This is a genomic window from Marinomonas pollencensis (assembly GCF_003387375.1).
Classification (GTDB): Bacteria; Pseudomonadota; Gammaproteobacteria; order Pseudomonadales; family Marinomonadaceae; genus Marinomonas; species Marinomonas pollencensis.
This window is the reverse complement of record NZ_QUNG01000002.1, coordinates 352488-369329: the sequence shown is the minus strand read 5'-3', so window position 1 is coordinate 369329 and position 16842 is coordinate 352488. Positions and strand designations below refer to the sequence as shown.

The 16842-nt window shown below is 45.2% G+C and carries 17 protein-coding genes; 9 read left to right on the top strand and 8 right to left on the bottom strand.

The window, feature by feature from the left end:
- Nucleotides 1-453 precede the first annotated feature (453 nt).
- Nucleotides 454-846: a ribosome hibernation-promoting factor, HPF/YfiA family gene (gene hpf / locus DFP81_RS04680; RefSeq protein WP_115896593.1), complete on the top strand. Its 393-nt coding sequence runs from the start codon at nucleotides 454-456 to the stop codon at nucleotides 844-846.
- Nucleotides 847-1025: 179 nt separating this feature from the next.
- On the opposite strand, the gene acnB is transcribed toward hpf, so the two are convergent.
- Nucleotides 1026-3626, bottom strand: coding sequence for a bifunctional aconitate hydratase 2/2-methylisocitrate dehydratase (gene acnB / locus DFP81_RS04675; RefSeq protein ID WP_115896592.1), 2601 nt, complete (start codon nucleotides 3624-3626; stop codon nucleotides 1026-1028).
- Between the two features lie 255 nt (nucleotides 3627-3881).
- Nucleotides 3882-5612: a formylglycine-generating enzyme family protein gene (locus tag DFP81_RS04670; protein ID WP_115896591.1), complete on the bottom strand. Its 1731-nt coding sequence runs from the start codon at nucleotides 5610-5612 to the stop codon at nucleotides 3882-3884.
- Nucleotides 5613-5700: 88 nt separating this feature from the next.
- Here DFP81_RS04670 and DFP81_RS04665 point away from each other — a divergent pair, with 88 nt between their 5' ends.
- Nucleotides 5701-6312: a MiaE family protein gene (locus DFP81_RS04665; protein ID WP_115896590.1), complete on the top strand. Its 612-nt coding sequence runs from the start codon at nucleotides 5701-5703 to the stop codon at nucleotides 6310-6312.
- A gap of 105 nt (nucleotides 6313-6417) precedes the next feature.
- Nucleotides 6418-6729, top strand: a complete 312-nt coding sequence (locus tag DFP81_RS04660) for a hypothetical protein (protein ID WP_115896589.1) — start codon at nucleotides 6418-6420, stop codon at nucleotides 6727-6729.
- 76 nt (nucleotides 6730-6805) lie between these two features.
- On the opposite strand, the gene DFP81_RS04655 is transcribed toward DFP81_RS04660, so the two are convergent.
- From DFP81_RS04655 to queC, 4 genes are all read right to left on the bottom strand, one after another.
- Nucleotides 6806-7591: a UDP-2,3-diacylglucosamine diphosphatase gene (locus tag DFP81_RS04655; protein WP_115896588.1), complete on the bottom strand. Its 786-nt coding sequence runs from the start codon at nucleotides 7589-7591 to the stop codon at nucleotides 6806-6808.
- The gene (locus DFP81_RS04650; protein ID WP_115896587.1) at nucleotides 7591-8094 is read right to left on the bottom strand and encodes a peptidylprolyl isomerase; all 504 of its coding nucleotides are present in this window, start codon (nucleotides 8092-8094) and stop codon (nucleotides 7591-7593) included. Before DFP81_RS04650 ends, DFP81_RS04655 begins: the two co-directional genes overlap by 1 nt.
- A 47-nt stretch (nucleotides 8095-8141) precedes the next feature.
- On the bottom strand, nucleotides 8142-8792 hold the full coding sequence (queE, locus tag DFP81_RS04645; protein WP_115896586.1) for a 7-carboxy-7-deazaguanine synthase: 651 nt from the start codon (nucleotides 8790-8792) through the stop codon (nucleotides 8142-8144).
- A gap of 127 nt (nucleotides 8793-8919) precedes the next feature.
- Nucleotides 8920-9579, bottom strand: coding sequence for a 7-cyano-7-deazaguanine synthase QueC (gene queC / locus DFP81_RS04640; protein WP_115896585.1), 660 nt, complete (start codon nucleotides 9577-9579; stop codon nucleotides 8920-8922).
- Between the two features lie 98 nt (nucleotides 9580-9677).
- Between queC and DFP81_RS04635 the strand changes: the two genes are divergently transcribed.
- From DFP81_RS04635 to cysS, 5 genes are all read left to right on the top strand, one after another.
- Nucleotides 9678-10676, top strand: a complete 999-nt coding sequence (locus DFP81_RS04635; RefSeq protein ID WP_245959082.1) for a helix-turn-helix domain-containing GNAT family N-acetyltransferase — start codon at nucleotides 9678-9680, stop codon at nucleotides 10674-10676.
- Nucleotides 10673-11431 carry an AzlC family ABC transporter permease gene (locus DFP81_RS04630; protein ID WP_115896583.1) on the top strand — a complete coding sequence of 253 codons (759 nt, stop codon included), beginning with the start codon at nucleotides 10673-10675 and terminating at the stop codon, nucleotides 11429-11431. Before DFP81_RS04635 ends, DFP81_RS04630 begins: the two co-directional genes overlap by 4 nt.
- Entirely contained in the window at nucleotides 11428-11754 is a 327-nt protein-coding gene (locus DFP81_RS04625) for an AzlD domain-containing protein (protein WP_115896582.1), read from the top strand. The genes DFP81_RS04630 and DFP81_RS04625 overlap by 4 nt, the downstream gene beginning before the upstream one ends.
- 106 nt (nucleotides 11755-11860) lie before the next feature.
- Nucleotides 11861-13534 carry a glutamine--tRNA ligase/YqeY domain fusion protein gene (locus DFP81_RS04620; RefSeq protein WP_115896581.1) on the top strand — a complete coding sequence of 558 codons (1674 nt, stop codon included), beginning with the start codon at nucleotides 11861-11863 and terminating at the stop codon, nucleotides 13532-13534.
- Between the two features lie 5 nt (nucleotides 13535-13539).
- Nucleotides 13540-14922, top strand: coding sequence for a cysteine--tRNA ligase (cysS, locus tag DFP81_RS04615; RefSeq protein WP_115896580.1), 1383 nt, complete (start codon nucleotides 13540-13542; stop codon nucleotides 14920-14922).
- A gap of 49 nt (nucleotides 14923-14971) precedes the next feature.
- Here the strand turns inward: cysS and DFP81_RS04610 are convergent, their stop codons facing one another.
- Nucleotides 14972-15409: a universal stress protein gene (locus DFP81_RS04610; RefSeq protein ID WP_115896579.1), complete on the bottom strand. Its 438-nt coding sequence runs from the start codon at nucleotides 15407-15409 to the stop codon at nucleotides 14972-14974.
- 59 nt (nucleotides 15410-15468) lie between these two features.
- Between DFP81_RS04610 and DFP81_RS04605 the strand changes: the two genes are divergently transcribed.
- Nucleotides 15469-15951, top strand: coding sequence for a hypothetical protein (locus DFP81_RS04605; RefSeq protein ID WP_115896578.1), 483 nt, complete (start codon nucleotides 15469-15471; stop codon nucleotides 15949-15951).
- Between the two features lie 4 nt (nucleotides 15952-15955).
- Here DFP81_RS04605 and DFP81_RS04600 read toward each other — a convergent pair whose 3' ends face one another.
- Nucleotides 15956-16738 carry a DNA topoisomerase I gene (locus DFP81_RS04600; protein WP_115896577.1) on the bottom strand — a complete coding sequence of 261 codons (783 nt, stop codon included), beginning with the start codon at nucleotides 16736-16738 and terminating at the stop codon, nucleotides 15956-15958.
- Nucleotides 16739-16842 lie beyond the last annotated feature (104 nt).

The window sequence follows — 16842 nt, the reverse complement described above, 5'->3', positions numbered from 1 at the left end:
TAAGAGGGCTGGGTGGCTTCTGTCAGGCACTTTGCTTTGTGATTATTGATGTGCTGTGGTGCTTTATGATTGCGCTGGAGTGCTATGTCGAAACCTAGATGGATAATTATGCATCTATGGCTAAACCATGTTTTTCTGCTCTTGTCGAACGGCTCAAAAGAAAAAGAGTCGGTGCTTCTGTTTTATCTGGTCTACAGTAAGCTAATGATTGTCTGCTTTTTTGCCTAATCAGGTCCTAATTTTATTTGTTTAGATGCTTATAGTTGTTTGTTTTTTAAACAAATATTGGTGTTTTTTTGTAATTTAAGCCGTTTTCATCAAAGATATGAAAGTATTTACATTTTTAGGATTGAAATTAGATCCATTAGTCCATAGGTTATAGGTATGTACAGAAGAGGGGAGAGATTAAAAATACGTTTAAAATAATTTTCCAAAAACGAAAGGAAATTCTCTATGTATACATTGAATATTAGTGGTCATCACGTTCAGTCTGGTGAAGAAGTACAAGAGCTAGTTAAAGAAAGAATGGATCGTTTAACTCGAATTAACGATCAAATCACCAGTATTAAGGTGATTTTAAATACAGAGAAACATGATATTCATGAGCTAATTGTAGAGGCCAGTGTGCACATTCCTGGTCATGATTTATTTGCTACTGTTAGAACGGATAAACAACTTAAGCCAGCAGTGGATTTGTTGGTGGGTAAATTGGAAAAGCAACTCGTCAAATATAAAACCAAACACACCGGCCGTCAGCATCAGATAAATGCTCAAGACCTAGAGAGCAGTGTGGAGCGAGAAGAGCAAGCCGAATTCAATGAGCTGGTAGAGCGCGAAGTTCTATAGTTCAGCCCAGTAAAAAACTAATAACAGAGAGGAGCCTCGCTATAGCGGGGCTTTTTTGTATCTGTAGTGCAAGCTGCCCCTCACCCTTAAAGGGGGCGTTTGTACAAAAAAAGGGCCCTAATAAATAGGGCCCTTTTTGCTATGGCTTAGTGCCAGAGGCTAGCGCTGATCACAAAGGATTATGCGGTAGCGTCAGTAGCAATAACCGTGTTGGCTTTCTTAACGTACTCGCCCATCTTGTCGAAGTTTAGGTATTTGTAAACTTCAGAAGACATGCTGTTGATCTTGTCAGCGTACTCACGGTATTCAGCAGGCGTTGGCAGCTTACCAAGAAGGGCTGCAACAGCGGCAAGCTCAGCAGATGCTAAGAAAACATCAGCGCCATTACCTAGACGGTTCGGGAAGTTACGCGTTGAGGTGGAAACCACTGTTGCTTTTTCTGCAACGCGTGCTTGGTTACCCATACATAGAGAACAACCAGGCATTTCCATACGAGCGCCGGCTTTACCGAAGATGCTGTAATAGCCTTCAGCTGTAAGTTGCTCAGCGTCCATCTTAGTTGGTGGTGCTACCCATAGGCGAGTAGGAACCACTTTACCAGCAGCATCTAGCAATTTACCTGCAGCACGGAAGTGACCGATGTTAGTCATACAAGAACCGATGAATACTTCATCGATGTGCTCGCCTTGAACATCAGAAAGTAGACGTGCATCATCTGGATCGTTTGGCGCACAAAGAATAGGCTCTTTGATGGTTTCAAGGTCGATCTCAATGATGGTGTGGTATTCAGCGTCTGCATCTGCACGCATTAGGCTAGGGTTTGCTAACCATTCTTCCATTGCGTTCGCACGACGTTCAAGTGTACGAGGGTCACCGTAACCTTCAGAAATCATCCAGCGTAGCATAACAATGTTGGATTTAAGGTATTCAGCAACAGACTCTTCAGACAGGTTGATGGTACAACCAGCAGCTGAACGTTCTGCAGAAGCATCGGATAATTCGAACGCTTGCTCAGCTGTTAAGTGCTCAAGACCTTCGATTTCTAGGATACGACCAGAGAAGACGTTTTTCTTGCCTTTTTTCTCAACTGTTAGGTGGCCTTCTTGGATTGCTTGGTAAGGGATAGCATGAACAAGGTCACGTAGTGTGATACCTGGTTGCATTTCACCTTTAAAGCGAACAAGAACAGACTCAGGCATATCAAGAGGCATAACACCAGTTGCTGCTGCAAATGCAACCAAACCAGAACCCGCTGGGAAAGAGATACCTAGAGGGAAGCGAGTATGGGAGTCACCGCCCGTACCTACTGTGTCAGGAAGCAACATGCGGTTCAACCAAGAGTGGATGATACCATCGCCTGGGCGCAATGAAACACCGCCACGGTTCTTGATAAAGTCAGGAAGAGTGTGGTGAGTGGTTACGTCAACTGGTTTAGGGTAAGCAGCGGTATGACAGAAAGACTGCATAACTAGATCAGAAGTAAAGCCTAGGCAAGCTAAGTCTTTTAGTTCGTCACGTGTCATTGGACCCGTAGTATCTTGGGAGCCAACGGTTGTCATTTTTGGTTCGCAGTATGTGTTCGGGCGAATGCCTGGAAGACCACATGCTTTACCAACCATTTTCTGAGCCAGTGTGAAGCCTTTAGTGGATTCAGCAATAGCGCCTGGTACAGTGAATAGGTCTGTTGCGCCAAGGCCTAGAGATTCACGAGCTTTCGCTGTCAAACCACGACCGATGATCAAAGGAATACGGCCGCCTGCACGTACTTCGTCTAGCAGTACTTGAGTTTTTAGAGAGAAAGTACTGATGACTTCATCTGTGCCGTGTTTTTTAACAACGCCTTCGTATGGGAAAATGTCGATGACATCGCCCATTTCCATTTTATCAACGTCCATTTCGATTGGTAGTGCACCAGCGTCTTCCATTGTGTTGAAGAAGATAGGGGCAATTTTATTACCAATACAGATACCGCCAGCACGTTTGTTAGGGATGAACGGAATGTCATCACCCATGTGCCATAGTACAGAGTTAGTCGCTGATTTACGGCTTGAACCAGTACCAACAACATCACCAACGTAGGCGAGTGGGAAGCCTTTTTCTTTTAGTGCAATGATTTTGCTGATTGGGCCTACTTCGCCATCCACATCAGGTGTGATCCCATCACGTGCCATTTTAAGCATTGCATTGGCGTGCAGTGGAATATCTGGGCGAGACCAAGCATCTGGTGCAGGAGAAAGGTCGTCGGTGTTTGTTTCACCCGTTACTTTGAAGACAGTAAGGGAGATTTTTTCAGCCAATTTGTTTTTCGCTGTGAACCATTCGCCATCGGCCCAAGATTGGATGATTTGTTTCGCGAATGGGTTACCTGCTTTGGATTTCTCTTCAACATCGTGGAAGGCATCGAAAATAAGCAGTGTATGAGATAGGGCTTTTGCCGCGATTGGGGCCAGCTCTTCAATATCAAGGCAAGCGATCAATGGCTGAATGTTGTAGCCGCCAAGCATGGTGCCAAGCAGTTCGGTTGCAAATTCTTTACTGATAAGTGGAGAGCTTGCTTCGCCAGTTGTGATGGCAGCAAGAAAGCCTGCTTTTACATAAGCAGCTTCATCAACGCCGGCTGGGATACGGTTTTTAAGAAGATCAAGAATAAAATCTTCTTCGCCAGCAGGTGGGTTTTTAAGAAGTTCAACCAAGGCAGCAACTTGTTCTGCGTCAAGTGGTGTAGGAGGGATGCTTTGTTTTGCGCGTTCCTCGACATGTTTACGGTATGCTTCTAACACAATAGTTCCCCTTAAATTTCTACATCAAACCTGTGTTCGATGTGTTGAAACGGAGGCTTAGCAATACACTAAATTTGTCTATATTGCTAAGCCAAACGATAATCACGGTTTTATTATTTAATTATTTTATATAAAAAATGCGTGAAAGACTTAATTCACCCCATAACAATTTAGAATAGGGGACATTTAGCGGAATTATTCTGATTTAGAATTGCTCCGCTTATCACCTCACGCACGTCCTTTATTTCTGTTTTTTTAGGTTTTTAGTTTGATAATCCTGACTACTCTAAATCCCCAGTTACTGGCTTTCAAATCGGGTTCTGCACGGTAGCGTGTGGAGCTGCGGCCGACTCTTGGTATGTCAAACCAAGATCCGCCACGAATGACGCGACTGTCGCATTGGTCAGAGAGCCATATTTGGTTTTTTGTTGGGGCATCTTGATAAGAGTCGTGATAACAATCTTCCACCCATTCGGCGACGTTTCCGTGCATGTCATATAAGCCTAGCGGGTTGCTGGCTTGACTGCCAACGGGGGCGCTGGAAACGCCATCCCATTGGCTGCCGCAACTATCGCAAACACTGTAGCCAGGTTGCACTGAGTTACCATACCAAAAAGCCGTGCTAGCATTGCCTCGTGCCGAATATTCCCACTCTATTTCAGTGGGTAAACGATAAGTTTGATTGGTTTGTTCTGAAAGCCACGCCGTATAAGCTTTGGCATCATACCAATTGATATTGATTACCGGGCGTTTGCCTCTCCCCCAGCCATTGTCAGCAGGTAGATTGCGTCCGGTGGCATTGGCAAATCGATCGTACTGATCAAAAGTGACTTCGTATTTGCTGATGTAAAATCCATGGGGAATGTCGACTTCGTGAACTGGCTTTTCATTATCGTCGCCTAGGTTGTGTTGGTCTCCCATGAGGAATTTTGCAGGCGCTATTTTTTCAACTTTTGGTGCATTGCCGCCGGACTTTAACGCTTCTTCTAGCACTTGAGGTAAGGCGTCAAATTGCTCTTTCTCAATTTGTTTTGGTGTTTTTTGCGGCGTAACGACCACCTTGTCGGCAGCTTGCTCTTCGGGCCATAGAGCAACAGCGGCCGCGGCTCCTCCAGCAATAACTAAGCCAGCGGCAAGGTAAATCGCTCGGCGTGAATTGCCCTTACGTGGCGTTGCTGGTGGTTGTGTTTTGACCGGTTCTGGTTTGTAAAGGTTGGCGCGCAGTATGCGCATCACCTCATGTAAGGATTTTGGCCGATAGCGCTCGTGCTTTCTGCACCATTTTTGTAGTTTTTTCCAGGCAGCATCACTTAGGTAGGGGTGAGAGCTTGGTAGGCTACCGGGTAAGTCTTTATCTAATATGGATTCGCCTAACAGAGCTGCCATCAAAATGCGCATAAAGTTAAAGCGATCTGAAGCGGGCGTTCTCTTTTGTGTTTTGCGTTGGTATTCAGGAGGAAAGAGTCGGGGATCTAGTTCTTTTTCTGAAATGCGGTTCATCCAGTGGTGTGCACCTAGTCCTGTCATTATCCCTAAACCGTTAACCACATGAATGGCGCTCAAGTCTAAATGGCCATGAAATAGACCTTTGGCGTGGATCTGATCCAAGGCTTTGGCAATATTGTCGAATAAACTAACCACCACATTAAGAGGGGCGCCGTCTGGGTATTTGCCTAAAAAGCTGTAAAGATTTTCACCACCGCACACGGCAGAGCAAGAAAAGACCCATAATTTAGAATAAAAAGGAGGGTAGTTAGGCGTAATTGCTTGGTGTTTAATGCCTGCGTATTTGCGTGATACTTGTAAGAAATCTTCTACTTTGCCCCGTTCAGGCTCGTAGAAGCGCACAACGAAAGAGCGGCCGCCATGATCGGCTACCCAAGCGGCTTTATGTTGGGACGCCGGGTAGTTCAGCACGTAAGGGTCTAGTTCAACGCCCACGTGTTGGCCGATTTTTAATTTATTAATGTCGTAGAATTCATTCATTAGGAATTTGATATCCAAATCAAGACGTTGCTGCCTAAGTGTTTAATAGAGAGTATAATCTCGTTTTTTAAGATAAAAAGGTAGAGTAATGTTATCAGCGTATCCAGAGCTTGTTGATTTTCTTCCCTGTCCGTCTCCCGAGGCGTGGGTGAATTGGGCAATTGAGAATCAATCTTTGCTGCTAAATGATCATGCCCATTGTGAGAAAAAAGCCGCCTCAACAGCGATGAGTCTGATGTATCGTTATGTGGATCGTGATAATTTGCTTCATAAAATGTCTCGCTTGGCCCGTGAAGAGCTGCTGCATTTTGAACAAGTCCATAAAATTATGCGTAAGCGCGACGTGGCTTATGAGCATTTGACTGCGTCCCGATATGCCGATGGGTTGCGAAAATACATTCGTACTCATGAGCCGGCACGCCTGGTTGATACATTGATTATCGGTGCTTTTGTTGAAGCGCGTTCTTGTGAGCGTTTTGCTATGTTGGCACCGCATTTGGATGAAGAGTTGTCTAAGTTTTATATCTCACTACTCAAGTCAGAAGCGCGTCATTTTGAAGATTATTTGGCGTTAGCAGAAGAATATGCGGGTGAGCCTATTGATGAGCGCGTCGCATTTTTCCGCGAGTTGGAAGAAAAGCTTATTACCGAGCCCGATGTTGAGTTTCGCATGCACAGTGGGCCGCCAACCTTAAGCTGATTCAAATGCTTACGAAAGATAACAGCTAAGTAACGTTTTTTTGAGGTAACTTCTTGATTAGCTGCTAATATCATTAGTATCAACTCAACAACGGAGGGGGTCGACATGGGCAAGCAGGTGAGCGATGAATTATCGGATGTTACTTATTGGCTGGCGTTGCAAATAGCGAAAGACGAACATGTGATCGATCTAGATAGTGCTTATCAGGGATCCGCTGAACTGGATGTTCTATATCAATTGCTAACCAGTAAAGCTCAGCTATATTGGTGGCGTCATTATGGTATTGAGTTGAGTCCAGTAATGGTAAACAACGCTTTTTTTCGGGCGGTGGCTATGCTGCATGAGCGCCGCTTAGAGTTTAACCGTTCTCGGCACGGTGCTGATACCAGTTGGGTAAAGGAGTTGTTGCATTTATAAGCGGGTGAGCAGTAACGCTATTATCTTGGTCAATAAAAAACCATTGCATGAAAATGTAATGGTTTTTTTGTGCTTGTTATAGCGGCAGTTTCAGGCGCTGCGCAGGCGCTAACCCTGACAGGCCTTGTGCTAAGAAAGTGGCTGTATCGCAGCCAGATTGATACAGCTCTTGGTCATCTAGATAAGCCAGCCAAACTTGTTTATCCCAGTCCCCAAGTACGCAGCGGGCATATTGCTGATGAATATGAAAGGCCGGTCTATGGGTGTGGCCATGAATCACAACTTGGCTGTGATTATCTGCAAGAGAGTCTTGTACGCAGCGTTCCGTTACATCCATAATGCCTTGGGATTTTTGCGCCGACATGCTTTTACTGTCGTCACGTAATTGAGCGGCTAAGGCGATTCGCTTTTCAAGCGGCATTGACAAAATTTGTTGCTGCCATTGCGGGTTTCGCACCATACGGCGGAAGGTTTGATACTCGACGTCTTCTTGGCAATATTCATCGCCATGGGTCAGCAATACGGAAAACTCTGATGTGGTGATGAGGGTTTGCTCGTCAAGAAGCGTCGCGCCAACGCGTTGACACCAGGCATCGCCAATTAAAAAGTCGCGATTGCCATGGAGGAAAAAAAGCCCCATCCCGGAATCGGAGAGTTTTTTTAGGCTCGCCTCGATAGGGAGATTCCAAGCGGGTTGATCATCGTCACCAATCCAAGCTTCATAAAAGTCGCCGAGTATGTACAAAGCGGCGTCATTCTTAGGGTGCTTGGCAATCAGCTCATCCATCATTTGAACAAACGCCCGGATCAAGTCCGGGCGTTTGTCGCTGAGATGCAAATCCGAAATAAAATAACGAATCATTAGTCTTCGTTTTTGATCAGTTCAGCGCTTTCAATAACAACGTCTTCTGCTGGCACATCTTGGTGGCCTGCTTTAGTTGTTGTTTTTACTTCTTTGATTTTGTTAACAACGTCCATGCCTGCCGTCACTTTACCAAATACCGCGTAGCCCCAGCCGTCTGGTGTTTTGCTGCGGTGGTTTAAGAAAGCATTGTCTGCCACGTTGATAAAGAATTGTGCAGAAGCGGAGTGAGGGTCCATAGTGCGAGCCATCGCCAATGTGCCGATTTCGTTTTTAAGGCCGTTGTCTGCTTCGTTTTCAATTTGTGTGCGTGTTTCTTTTTGCGTCATGCCTGGCTCAAAACCACCGCCTTGAACCATGAAGCCATTGATGACACGGTGAAAAATAACGCCGTCGTAAAAGCCAGAAGTAACATATTCTTCAAAGTTTTTTGCTGTTTTAGGGGCTTTTTCGTAGTTAAGTTCGACGTGAATGTCACCGTAGTTAGTGTGTAGGATGATCATTTTATATTCCTTAAAGTTATTAATGGCTAAAAATGGCGTTCGGACGCCTAATCGATGTTGAGCATTTTATGTGTTTGTAAGCTAAGACGCCACTGTGGATGTGATAAACAAAAATTTAGTGTGGCTTGTTGGGTGTTGGTTAGCGGTATTTGGTCCTTTGATAAGTGGCTTTGATCCATGGGTTGCAAGTAAAAATGGTCAAATGACAAGGATTCAAATCGTGCTGGTGGTAAATGTGCTTGTGGAAAAACCAACTTCAGCTCATTGCCTGAGGTGACTTTCAGGGGGTGAGTTGTTTTTGGGCTGACACAAATCCAATCAATGCCTTCGGGCAGTGCTAAAGTGCCGTTGGTTTCAATGGCGATGGTGTAGCCATGAGATTTCATTTCTGCAATCAACTCATCATCGAGTTGCAGCGCCGGTTCACCGCCGGTAAATACCACATACTTATGGCCTTGTTCTGCAGGCCATAGAGCATCAATGTGTGTGCGTAAAGCTTGTGCGGTTTTAAATTTCCCGCCATGTTGTCCGTCGGTGCCGATAAAATCAGTATCACAGAATTGGCAGTCAGAAGTGGCGCGTGTTTTTTCTTGGCCTGACCAAAGGTTACAGCCAGTGAAACGACAGAATAAAGCAGGTCGACCTGCGTGAGCGCCTTCCCCTTGTAAGGAGTAGAAAGCTTCTTTGATAGAATACATGTGTTGTGCCTATTACATCTCGAAAAACAGTTCGAGGTAAGGGTGATCACTTTAGTTGTCCATTGGGAATCTGTGGAACAGAAGCCAATAAAGACTAAATTGAATGAATATGGGTATTTATTAGCGCTTATGCTTCGTAAGCCAATGGGTCGGTTTTTCCAAGCTCCGCGAAGGCTTCTAATCTTTCGTTGCATGCGCCGCATTTGCCACAGGATTTCTCGCGACCATTGTAGCAGGTCCAACTGTTGGCATAATCCAGGTTCATGGCTAAGCCGGCTTGCAGTATTTCACCTTTAGAGGCGTGCAAGAAAGGAGTGACGATCTCAACAGACTGGTAGTTGGCAATCTTGGAAACGGCGTTCATTGCGTCAACAAATTCCGGTCGACAATCAGGATAAATATGGTGGTCGCCAGAATGGGCACCGTAATATACCTTGCCTGACTCTAGTGATACCGCATAAGCGATGGCCATCGAAAGCAAGACCATGTTGCGGTTGGGTACCACAGTGGATTTCATGCTCTCATTTTCATAATGCCCTTCAGGGATATCGCTATCGCTGGTCAGAGACGATCCTGCCATAAGGCTGTTTATTGCCGTAATATCCACAACTTTATGGGGGATATTTAGGTTTTTGCATACTTCGGCTGCAACAATCAGCTCCTTGCTGTGTTTTTGACCGTAGTTAAAGGATAGGGCATAAACCTCTAAGCCTTCTTGAATAGCGGTATTTAACACGGTAAATGAATCCATTCCTCCGGAATACACCACTACGGCTTTTTCTGACATCTTCAATTTCCTCTCGGGTTAGCGTTTTGCAGAGTTAACTGGCGAATTATACCAGATGTGCACGTCTGCTCACTCTTTTAAAGACATTGATTTTCGTAATGAAAGTGAATAACATCAATATCCGTAACTGGTTACGGATATTAGGGCGGATTATGGAGCAATTTGGTGTTTTAACCTTGGGTAGTCGGTTGAAACGGTTAAGTGATTTTTTGTTTGCAGAAGTACAGGTCATTTATGAGGCGTGCGATGTGCCTATTTCTTCAACCTATTTTCCTATTTTGAGCTTGCTTCAGGTAACTCGGGCGATGTCAGTGGTGGAGTTGGCTGACAGTTTAAAGGTTAGCCATCCAGCCATCAGTAAGCAGGTCAGTAAGATGTTGCAAGAGTCATTGCTGATTAAAGTGGCGGACCCACAGGACCAGCGTCGTACCCGTTTGGCGTTATCAGAATCAGGGCGCGCAGCGATGAAGTGTGTACAGCCTGTACTAAAAGAGATGGCTGTGGTGTTAGAGCAAGCGACACAAATGCCTAGTTCGCATTTTATGGCGGCGCTGTTGCGCCTCGAGCAGGATTTATTTGACGGCGGTCTTGCGCAAAAAGTGCTGGACAGGTTGCGTAAGGTAGAGGTTGTGGATTTTCAGAGTCATCATCGGCAGGCTTTTCATGACTTGAATATGGCTTGGTTAATGGGGTTCTTCCCGGAGCAGATTAATGCCTATGACAAAGCGCTATTGGCAGACCCTGAGGAGCATATATTGCAACGTGGAGGGCATATTTTTTGCGCGCTTGGCCGGCATGGCAAAGATGAAAAAGTACTGGGCACAGTGGCAATCCTACCTAACGATGACGGTGCTTCCATTAGCATGTTGAAGTTGGCAGTGGCGGAGCATTGTCAGGGTAAAGGCATTGCACAACAATTGATTGATTGTGTCGTTGAGTATGGAAAAAGGCAGGGGGTGACGTGTATTTCCCTTGAAACAGCCTCAAATTTGCAGGCTGCCAATGCTTTGTATGTCAAAAATGGCTTTATTACTAAGCCTGCCCCTAAACCTTCTTGTTATTCAAGAGCGGATAGATACATGGAAAAAAGTTTATGACTCGGTTTAACGAAATGCGTCTTGGTGTCGTGGCGTCCATTCCGATGATAGTTGGCGGCATTCCTTTTGGTTTACTGTTTGGATCATTGGCGTCCAGTTATGGCTTAAGTCCATGGTTTGCCATTGCTATGTCATCTATGGTGTTTGCAGGCTCAGCACAATTTGTGGCGATTGGTTTAATCTCCATTGATGCGCCTTTGTGGGTCATTGTGTCTACCACTTTTATTGTCAATCTAAGGCACCTTTTGTATGCCGCTGATCTGGTCAAATATGTTAAACAACTGCCCATGAGGCTGCGTATTTTGATGGGTTTTGGCCTGATCGATGAAACCTATGCGGCGGTTCGTCCCTTGTATGGTAATGGTGTGATTAATACTGTCACTGGGCATCGGGCTTATATAGGCTCCTTTTTGGCATTTTATGTTATGTGGAATGTCACGACCTTGCTTGGGGTTTTGTCGGGTGAGTTGATTCCTGGAATGAGTGAATGGGGGCTGGAGTTTGCCATGGTAGCGACTTTTATCAGCATTATTACACCTTATTTAAAAGCGGCACCTTTCTGGCTGGCAGCGGTGAGTGCGGCGCTAGCGTCTGTTGTGCTGGTAGATTTGCCGAATAATCTCGGTTTGTTGGTATCCGCCATTATTGCAGTGTCTGTTGGCTATTTTGCGGATCTTGCGTTGCAAAGGGCAAAGGCATCAAAGGACTCAGCTAGCCGTTCAACCACCAGTAAAGACGTGGAGGTTGAATTGTGAGCGCGTTGGACTCTTTGTGGGTGATTGCCGGTATGTTTGTGGTGACTTTTGGGGTGCGATTTGTGTTGTTTGCTCGAGCGCACAAGGTCGTTATGCCAGGGTTTTTAGATAGGGCGTTAAAATTTGTGCCTGTCGCTGTGTTAACCTCCATCATTACACCTATGATCTTTGTATCGCAGCATCAGCTAAATGTGTCATACGATAATCCTTGGTTATTAGGGGGCGTAGCGGCATTTGTTGTCGGTTTGTGGAAACAGCAACAGTTGCTCACCATAGTGGTGGGTGTGGTGGTGTTTTTTATCGCGAAATATGCCTTTTCATAAAGGATTTTTTTACGCCTTAATATCCCTACGAAAGCGAAATCGGATATACTTGTCCGTCAAAGTAACAATACTGTTATAAGAAAATTTATCGGGACTTACATCAACCATGTCAGAAACGTCAAAACCAGGTAATTTTATTACCCAAATCATTGATAAAGATAACGAATCAGGTAAACACAATGGCGTTGTTATGACGCGCTTCCCACCTGAGCCGAATGGCTACCTACACATTGGTCATGCAAAATCTATTTGCCTAAACTTCGGCATAGCGCAGCGCTACAATGGTCAATGTAATCTCCGTTTTGACGACACCAATCCTGAAAAGGAAAGTGTTGAATACATTGAGTCCATTAAACGTGATGTGGAATGGTTAGGCTTTGAATGGAAAGACGAGCCAAAATTTGCCTCAGACTATTTTCAAGCGCTTTACGACTTCGCGGTTCAGTTGATTGAAATGGGCAAAGCCTATGTTTGTGAGCTAAATGGCGAGCAAATGCGTGAATACCGCGGCACCTTGAAAGAGCCGGGGAAAAATAGCCCTTACCGTGATCGTTCTGTTGCCGAGAACCTGGCCTTATTTACCGACATGAAAAACGGTAAGTACAAAGACGGTGAAGTGGTGTTGCGTGCGAAAATCGATATGGCAAGCCCGAACATGAATCTGCGCGACCCAATTATTTATCGCGTGCGTCATGTGCATCACCACCAAACGGGGGATCAGTGGTGTGTTTACCCAATGTACGACTTTACCCATTGTTTGTCTGATGCGATTGAAAATATCACACACTCAATTTGTACCCTAGAGTTTCAAGATCATCGCCCTTTGTATGACTGGGTGTTGGATACGCTGGGTACTGTGCATCCGCAGCAAATCGAATTTGCGCGTTTGAACCTAAACTACACGGTGACTAGTAAGCGCAAATTAAAACAGTTGGTAGATGAAAAACACGTAGATGGTTGGGATGACCCACGAATGCCGACTATTTCGGGCTTGCGTCGCCGCGGTTACACCGCCTTAGCGATTCGCAACTTCTGTGAGCGTATTGGTGTTACCCGTTCTGATGGTGTGGTCGACGTCAGTATGCTTGAGCATGCGATACGCGAGGATTTGGACGCAAACGCCAATCGAGCTATGGCTGTACTTAACCCAATTAAGGTGACATTGACCAACTACCCAGAAGATAAAGAAGAAATTTTCACGGTCAATAATCATCCAAAAAATGAAGACGCTGGTCAGCGCAAAGTGCCTTTTAGTAAGACGCTTTATATTGATGCGGCAGACTTTGCTGAAGAGCCACCACGTAAATGGAAGCGTTTGACTCTAGAGGGTGCTGTTCGTCTTCGCGGTGGTTATGTCATCACTTGTGATGAGGCGATTAAAAACGAAGCAGGTGAGGTTGTTGAACTGCTGTGCCGTTACGATGAAAACACTTTGGGTGTTAACCCTGAAGGCTATAAGCCAAAAGGTGTTATTCACTGGGTGAGTGCACAACATGCGGTAGATGCGACGGTTAATCTATACGATCGTTTGTTCAATAATGATGCCCCAGATGCAAACTATGAAGACAAAACCTTCCTAGATTTTATCAATGAAGAATCATTGACCGTACTGACTAACGCAAAAGTGGAGCCATCCTTGTTGGCGTCGGAAAAGGGTCAGGGCTTCCAGTTTGAGCGCGAAGGCTACTTCTGCCGAGATTTAGAGAAAGATGGCATGGTGTTTAACCGCACTGTGACGCTGCGTGATTCTTGGGCCAAAATTGAAGCGAAAGGGAAATAATTAAGATGTTGAAGATTTACAACACCCTAACGGGGAAGAAAGAAATTTTCACGCCAATCGAAGAAGGTAAAGTGGGCATGTATGTCTGTGGTAACACGGTGTACGACTACTGTCATATTGGCCATGCTCGGGCGATGATCTCTTTCGACGTTATTTCTCGCTTTATTCGCCATTTAGGGTACGAGTTGAACTATGTGCGCAATATTACCGATGTGGATGACAAAATCATCAAACGCGCAGAGGAAAATAATGAATCGACTCAAGCATTAACAGAGCGAATGATTGCTGCGCAACGTGAAGATGAGCTGCGACTTGGCAATAAAATGCCAGACCGCGAGCCCAAAGCCACTGAGTTCATGCAAGAAATTATTGATATGATTCAAGTGCTAATTGATAAGGGTTTTGCTTATCATGGCGCATCTGGCGACGTGTATTACCGCACCGAAGCCTTTAAAGATTATGGCAAGCTGAACAATCGTAAGCTTGAGGATATGTTGGCCGGTGCGCGCATTGATGTGGAAGCGGCAAAAGAACATCCTGCTGACTTTGTTCTCTGGAAACAGGCGAAAGAAGGCGAGGTTTCTTGGGCATCGCCTTGGGGCGCAGGTCGTCCTGGATGGCATATTGAGTGTTCTGCGATGTCGACAAATTGTCTGGGCAGTCACTTTGATATTCATGGTGGCGGTCCTGATTTGAAATTTCCTCACCATGAAAATGAGATCGCTCAATCTGAAGCGGCTACCGGCAAGGACTATGTTAACTACTGGGTTCACTGTGGTGCGGTTCGCGTTAATAATGAGAAAATGTCCAAGTCTTTGGGCAATTTCTTTACCGTGCGCGATGTGCTTGAAAAATATAACCCTGAGGTAGTGCGTTACTTGATGGTGTCGAGTCAATATCGCAGCGCGATTGATTATTCTGACCAAAGTTTAAATGAAGCCAAGGTGGCCTTAGAGCGCCTGTATACTGCATTACGTGGTCAGGCTGCAGCTGATCGGTATGAGCCAACACGCTTTACTGAGCGCTTTGAGGCGGCGATGAAGGATGACTTCAATACGGCGGTTGCTGTGTCTGTGTTGTTTGAGTTGGTGCGAGAGCTGAATAAAGCCAAAGCAGAAGACGCTAATCAAGCAGAGCAATTGGCGGCGGAGCTGTTGGTGTTGGCAGACTTGTTGGGGTTGCTTAAGCAAGATCCAGAGTACTTTTTGCAAAACAGCACGGTATCGCAAGGCTTGACGGAAGATGTGATTCAGGCATTAATCGATGAGCGAACTCAAGCCCGTAAGGATAAAAACTTTGCTCGCAGTGATGAGATTCGTGATGAGTTGGCAGCGCAAGGTATTGAGCTACTAGACAGTCGAGAAGGTACAACCTGGACTCGAAGCTAGCGTAAGTGAAAATACAGGCGATACCTGTGTTGCAGGTATCGCCTTTTTTTTATTGCTCTTTTTGTACTCTGACAGCCAGTACATCACATGGTGCGCCGTGCAGTACGCCATTGGCGGTAGAGCCAAGCAGTAGGGCTAAACCATGACGACCATGGCTGCCGACGGTAATCAGGTCGACTTGTTTCTCTTCTGCAATGCGGTGAATTTCGCTTTCAATGCCGCCTTGGGTGACGCAGGTTTCAGCGATATTGATGTCGAGTTGTTCTTGCAAGATGGACATGCGCTCTTTGGCGGTGTCTTGGAGTTGTTTTTGAATGTCGGTTATATCAATGGGAACATCGCCGCCATAGGCGTAGTTTAGTGATTCTATGACGTGCACTATGATTAATTCGGCTCCTAATGAGGAACATAAAGTGGCCGCTTTGTTGGCTACCTTGATGCTTTCGTCTGTGAGATCGACAGCTAGTAATACTCTTTTGTACAACATAAAAACCTCCAAATTCAACGCTATAATCAATTTTAGTTTAAAAAATAAAGAGACGCTTAATGACTGCGCTAATTGTTGTGTTTATTACACTATCCCTAATGGGTTCTGCTCTGTGGATCGTACCACCTAAACAAGAACGGCGTCGAATGGCATTAAGAATGCTTGCCAGGAAGCATGGTCTTACCGTTCAGCTTACATCAATCGAGCTGCCAGACAAGTGGGATAAGTCAAAGGAGAAGCATAAATCGTGTGGATATGGCTTTTATCGTGCCAAGCCTGTACAGGAAATGACCGAGAAGACGTTATTACTCAAGCATGAGATATGGAAGTATCAAGTGATCACCACAGGTTGGTGGGCAAATGCGGCCTTGTTGCTTAGTGAGCAGGATCAAAAAGATTTGGCAATTTTGCATGATTCGGTGACGGCCATCGAGATTACCCGGGATGCTGTGATTGCCTATTGGCATGAGGGGGGGGCAGAAGTAGAGGTTGAGGTGATGGGTAGATTGCTGCCGTCCTTAGCAAAATGTTCATCTAAATAGGATATTATTGATCGGGCTTATCATTGATTAAGCCTGAAATGTCCTCTTTCGTTTGCAAGTTTTGTATTAGTTCGCTGAGTGCCTCTTCTTGGTTTTCAGTGTCTTGAATGGCTTCTATTTTTGGGGCAATTATCTGCTTCATCTTGTCAGTGACAAAGACTAGCAATGCTTGTTTTTCAGGTCTTTCGATAGGGTCAGACTTGAGGTGAGAGAGGATTACGCCGTAGAGTGTTTGTGCCACTCGGATATCACCGCTTTCAAAGTTTTTATTGGCTTGGACGATTTGGCGATTAAGCTGTACCCATAGGTTTAACCAGCGTAAATAGTCGTAACATGCCTTGTAATGGGCGTTACTAATGCGCCCTCGGCGCCGTAAAAATAACAGCATTTTGGCCGCTTTTGTTAGCCGCTCTTTATAATTAGCCTTTTGTTGAAAGCTAAGTGGGCTGGGGTTTGGGTTGAACTCAATGGGTTCAGCGTTGCGATCGTCTTCCGCTTTGGCGATGCGTACCTCAGTGCGCTCAACGTCGTCAGTATACTGCAGCAATTCACGCAGGGTGTCGATGTAGTAATCATACAGTACATCGCTGGCGATGGTGTCTGTGTCTATATCTTTTAAGCTCTGTAAATGATATTCAACTCGGTCTGCTCTGTTAGAAAGTTGGAGTTGTCGAAAGCGACGTTCAGTTTGCTCTTTTTCTTTTTGGTGCGCACGAGTACCAATGACGACAGAAAGCACCACAATAATCATTAAAATAGCAATTGTAAGAATTTGTAGGAGTGCCATGATTGTCCTTATACAATGAATTCAGTATGTTAAATAAGAAATACTGGATTCAGCAAGTGATAATATGTGAAACAATACAGTGATCACTTGTCATATAAAAGGTG

What these genes read in the sequence shown, in the direction of transcription:
- hpf (WP_115896593.1), top strand. Translation starts at nt 454, where the DNA reads ATGTATACATTGAATATTAGTGGTCATCACGTTCAGTCTGGTGAAGAA.
- DFP81_RS04620 (WP_115896581.1), top strand. Translation starts at nt 11,861, where the DNA reads ATGTCAGAAACGTCAAAACCAGGTAATTTTATTACCCAAATCATTGAT.
- queE (WP_115896586.1), bottom strand. Translation starts at nt 8,792, where the DNA reads ATGTATTCTATCAAAGAAGCTTTCTACTCCTTACAAGGGGAAGGCGCT.
- queC (WP_115896585.1), bottom strand. Translation starts at nt 9,579, where the DNA reads ATGTCAGAAAAAGCCGTAGTGGTGTATTCCGGAGGAATGGATTCATTT.
- DFP81_RS04670 (WP_115896591.1), bottom strand. Translation starts at nt 5,612, where the DNA reads ATGAATGAATTCTACGACATTAATAAATTAAAAATCGGCCAACACGTG.
- DFP81_RS04630 (WP_115896583.1), top strand. Translation starts at nt 10,673, where the DNA reads ATGACTCGGTTTAACGAAATGCGTCTTGGTGTCGTGGCGTCCATTCCG.
- DFP81_RS04635 (WP_245959082.1), top strand. Translation starts at nt 9,678, where the DNA reads ATGAAAGTGAATAACATCAATATCCGTAACTGGTTACGGATATTAGGG.
- DFP81_RS04650 (WP_115896587.1), bottom strand. Translation starts at nt 8,094, where the DNA reads ATGATCATCCTACACACTAACTACGGTGACATTCACGTCGAACTTAAC.
- DFP81_RS04605 (WP_115896578.1), top strand. Translation starts at nt 15,469, where the DNA reads ATGACTGCGCTAATTGTTGTGTTTATTACACTATCCCTAATGGGTTCT.
- DFP81_RS04610 (WP_115896579.1), bottom strand. Translation starts at nt 15,409, where the DNA reads ATGTTGTACAAAAGAGTATTACTAGCTGTCGATCTCACAGACGAAAGC.
- DFP81_RS04600 (WP_115896577.1), bottom strand. Translation starts at nt 16,738, where the DNA reads ATGGCACTCCTACAAATTCTTACAATTGCTATTTTAATGATTATTGTG.
- DFP81_RS04655 (WP_115896588.1), bottom strand. Translation starts at nt 7,591, where the DNA reads ATGATTCGTTATTTTATTTCGGATTTGCATCTCAGCGACAAACGCCCG.
- DFP81_RS04665 (WP_115896590.1), top strand. Translation starts at nt 5,701, where the DNA reads ATGTTATCAGCGTATCCAGAGCTTGTTGATTTTCTTCCCTGTCCGTCT.
- DFP81_RS04660 (WP_115896589.1), top strand. Translation starts at nt 6,418, where the DNA reads ATGGGCAAGCAGGTGAGCGATGAATTATCGGATGTTACTTATTGGCTG.
- cysS (WP_115896580.1), top strand. Translation starts at nt 13,540, where the DNA reads ATGTTGAAGATTTACAACACCCTAACGGGGAAGAAAGAAATTTTCACG.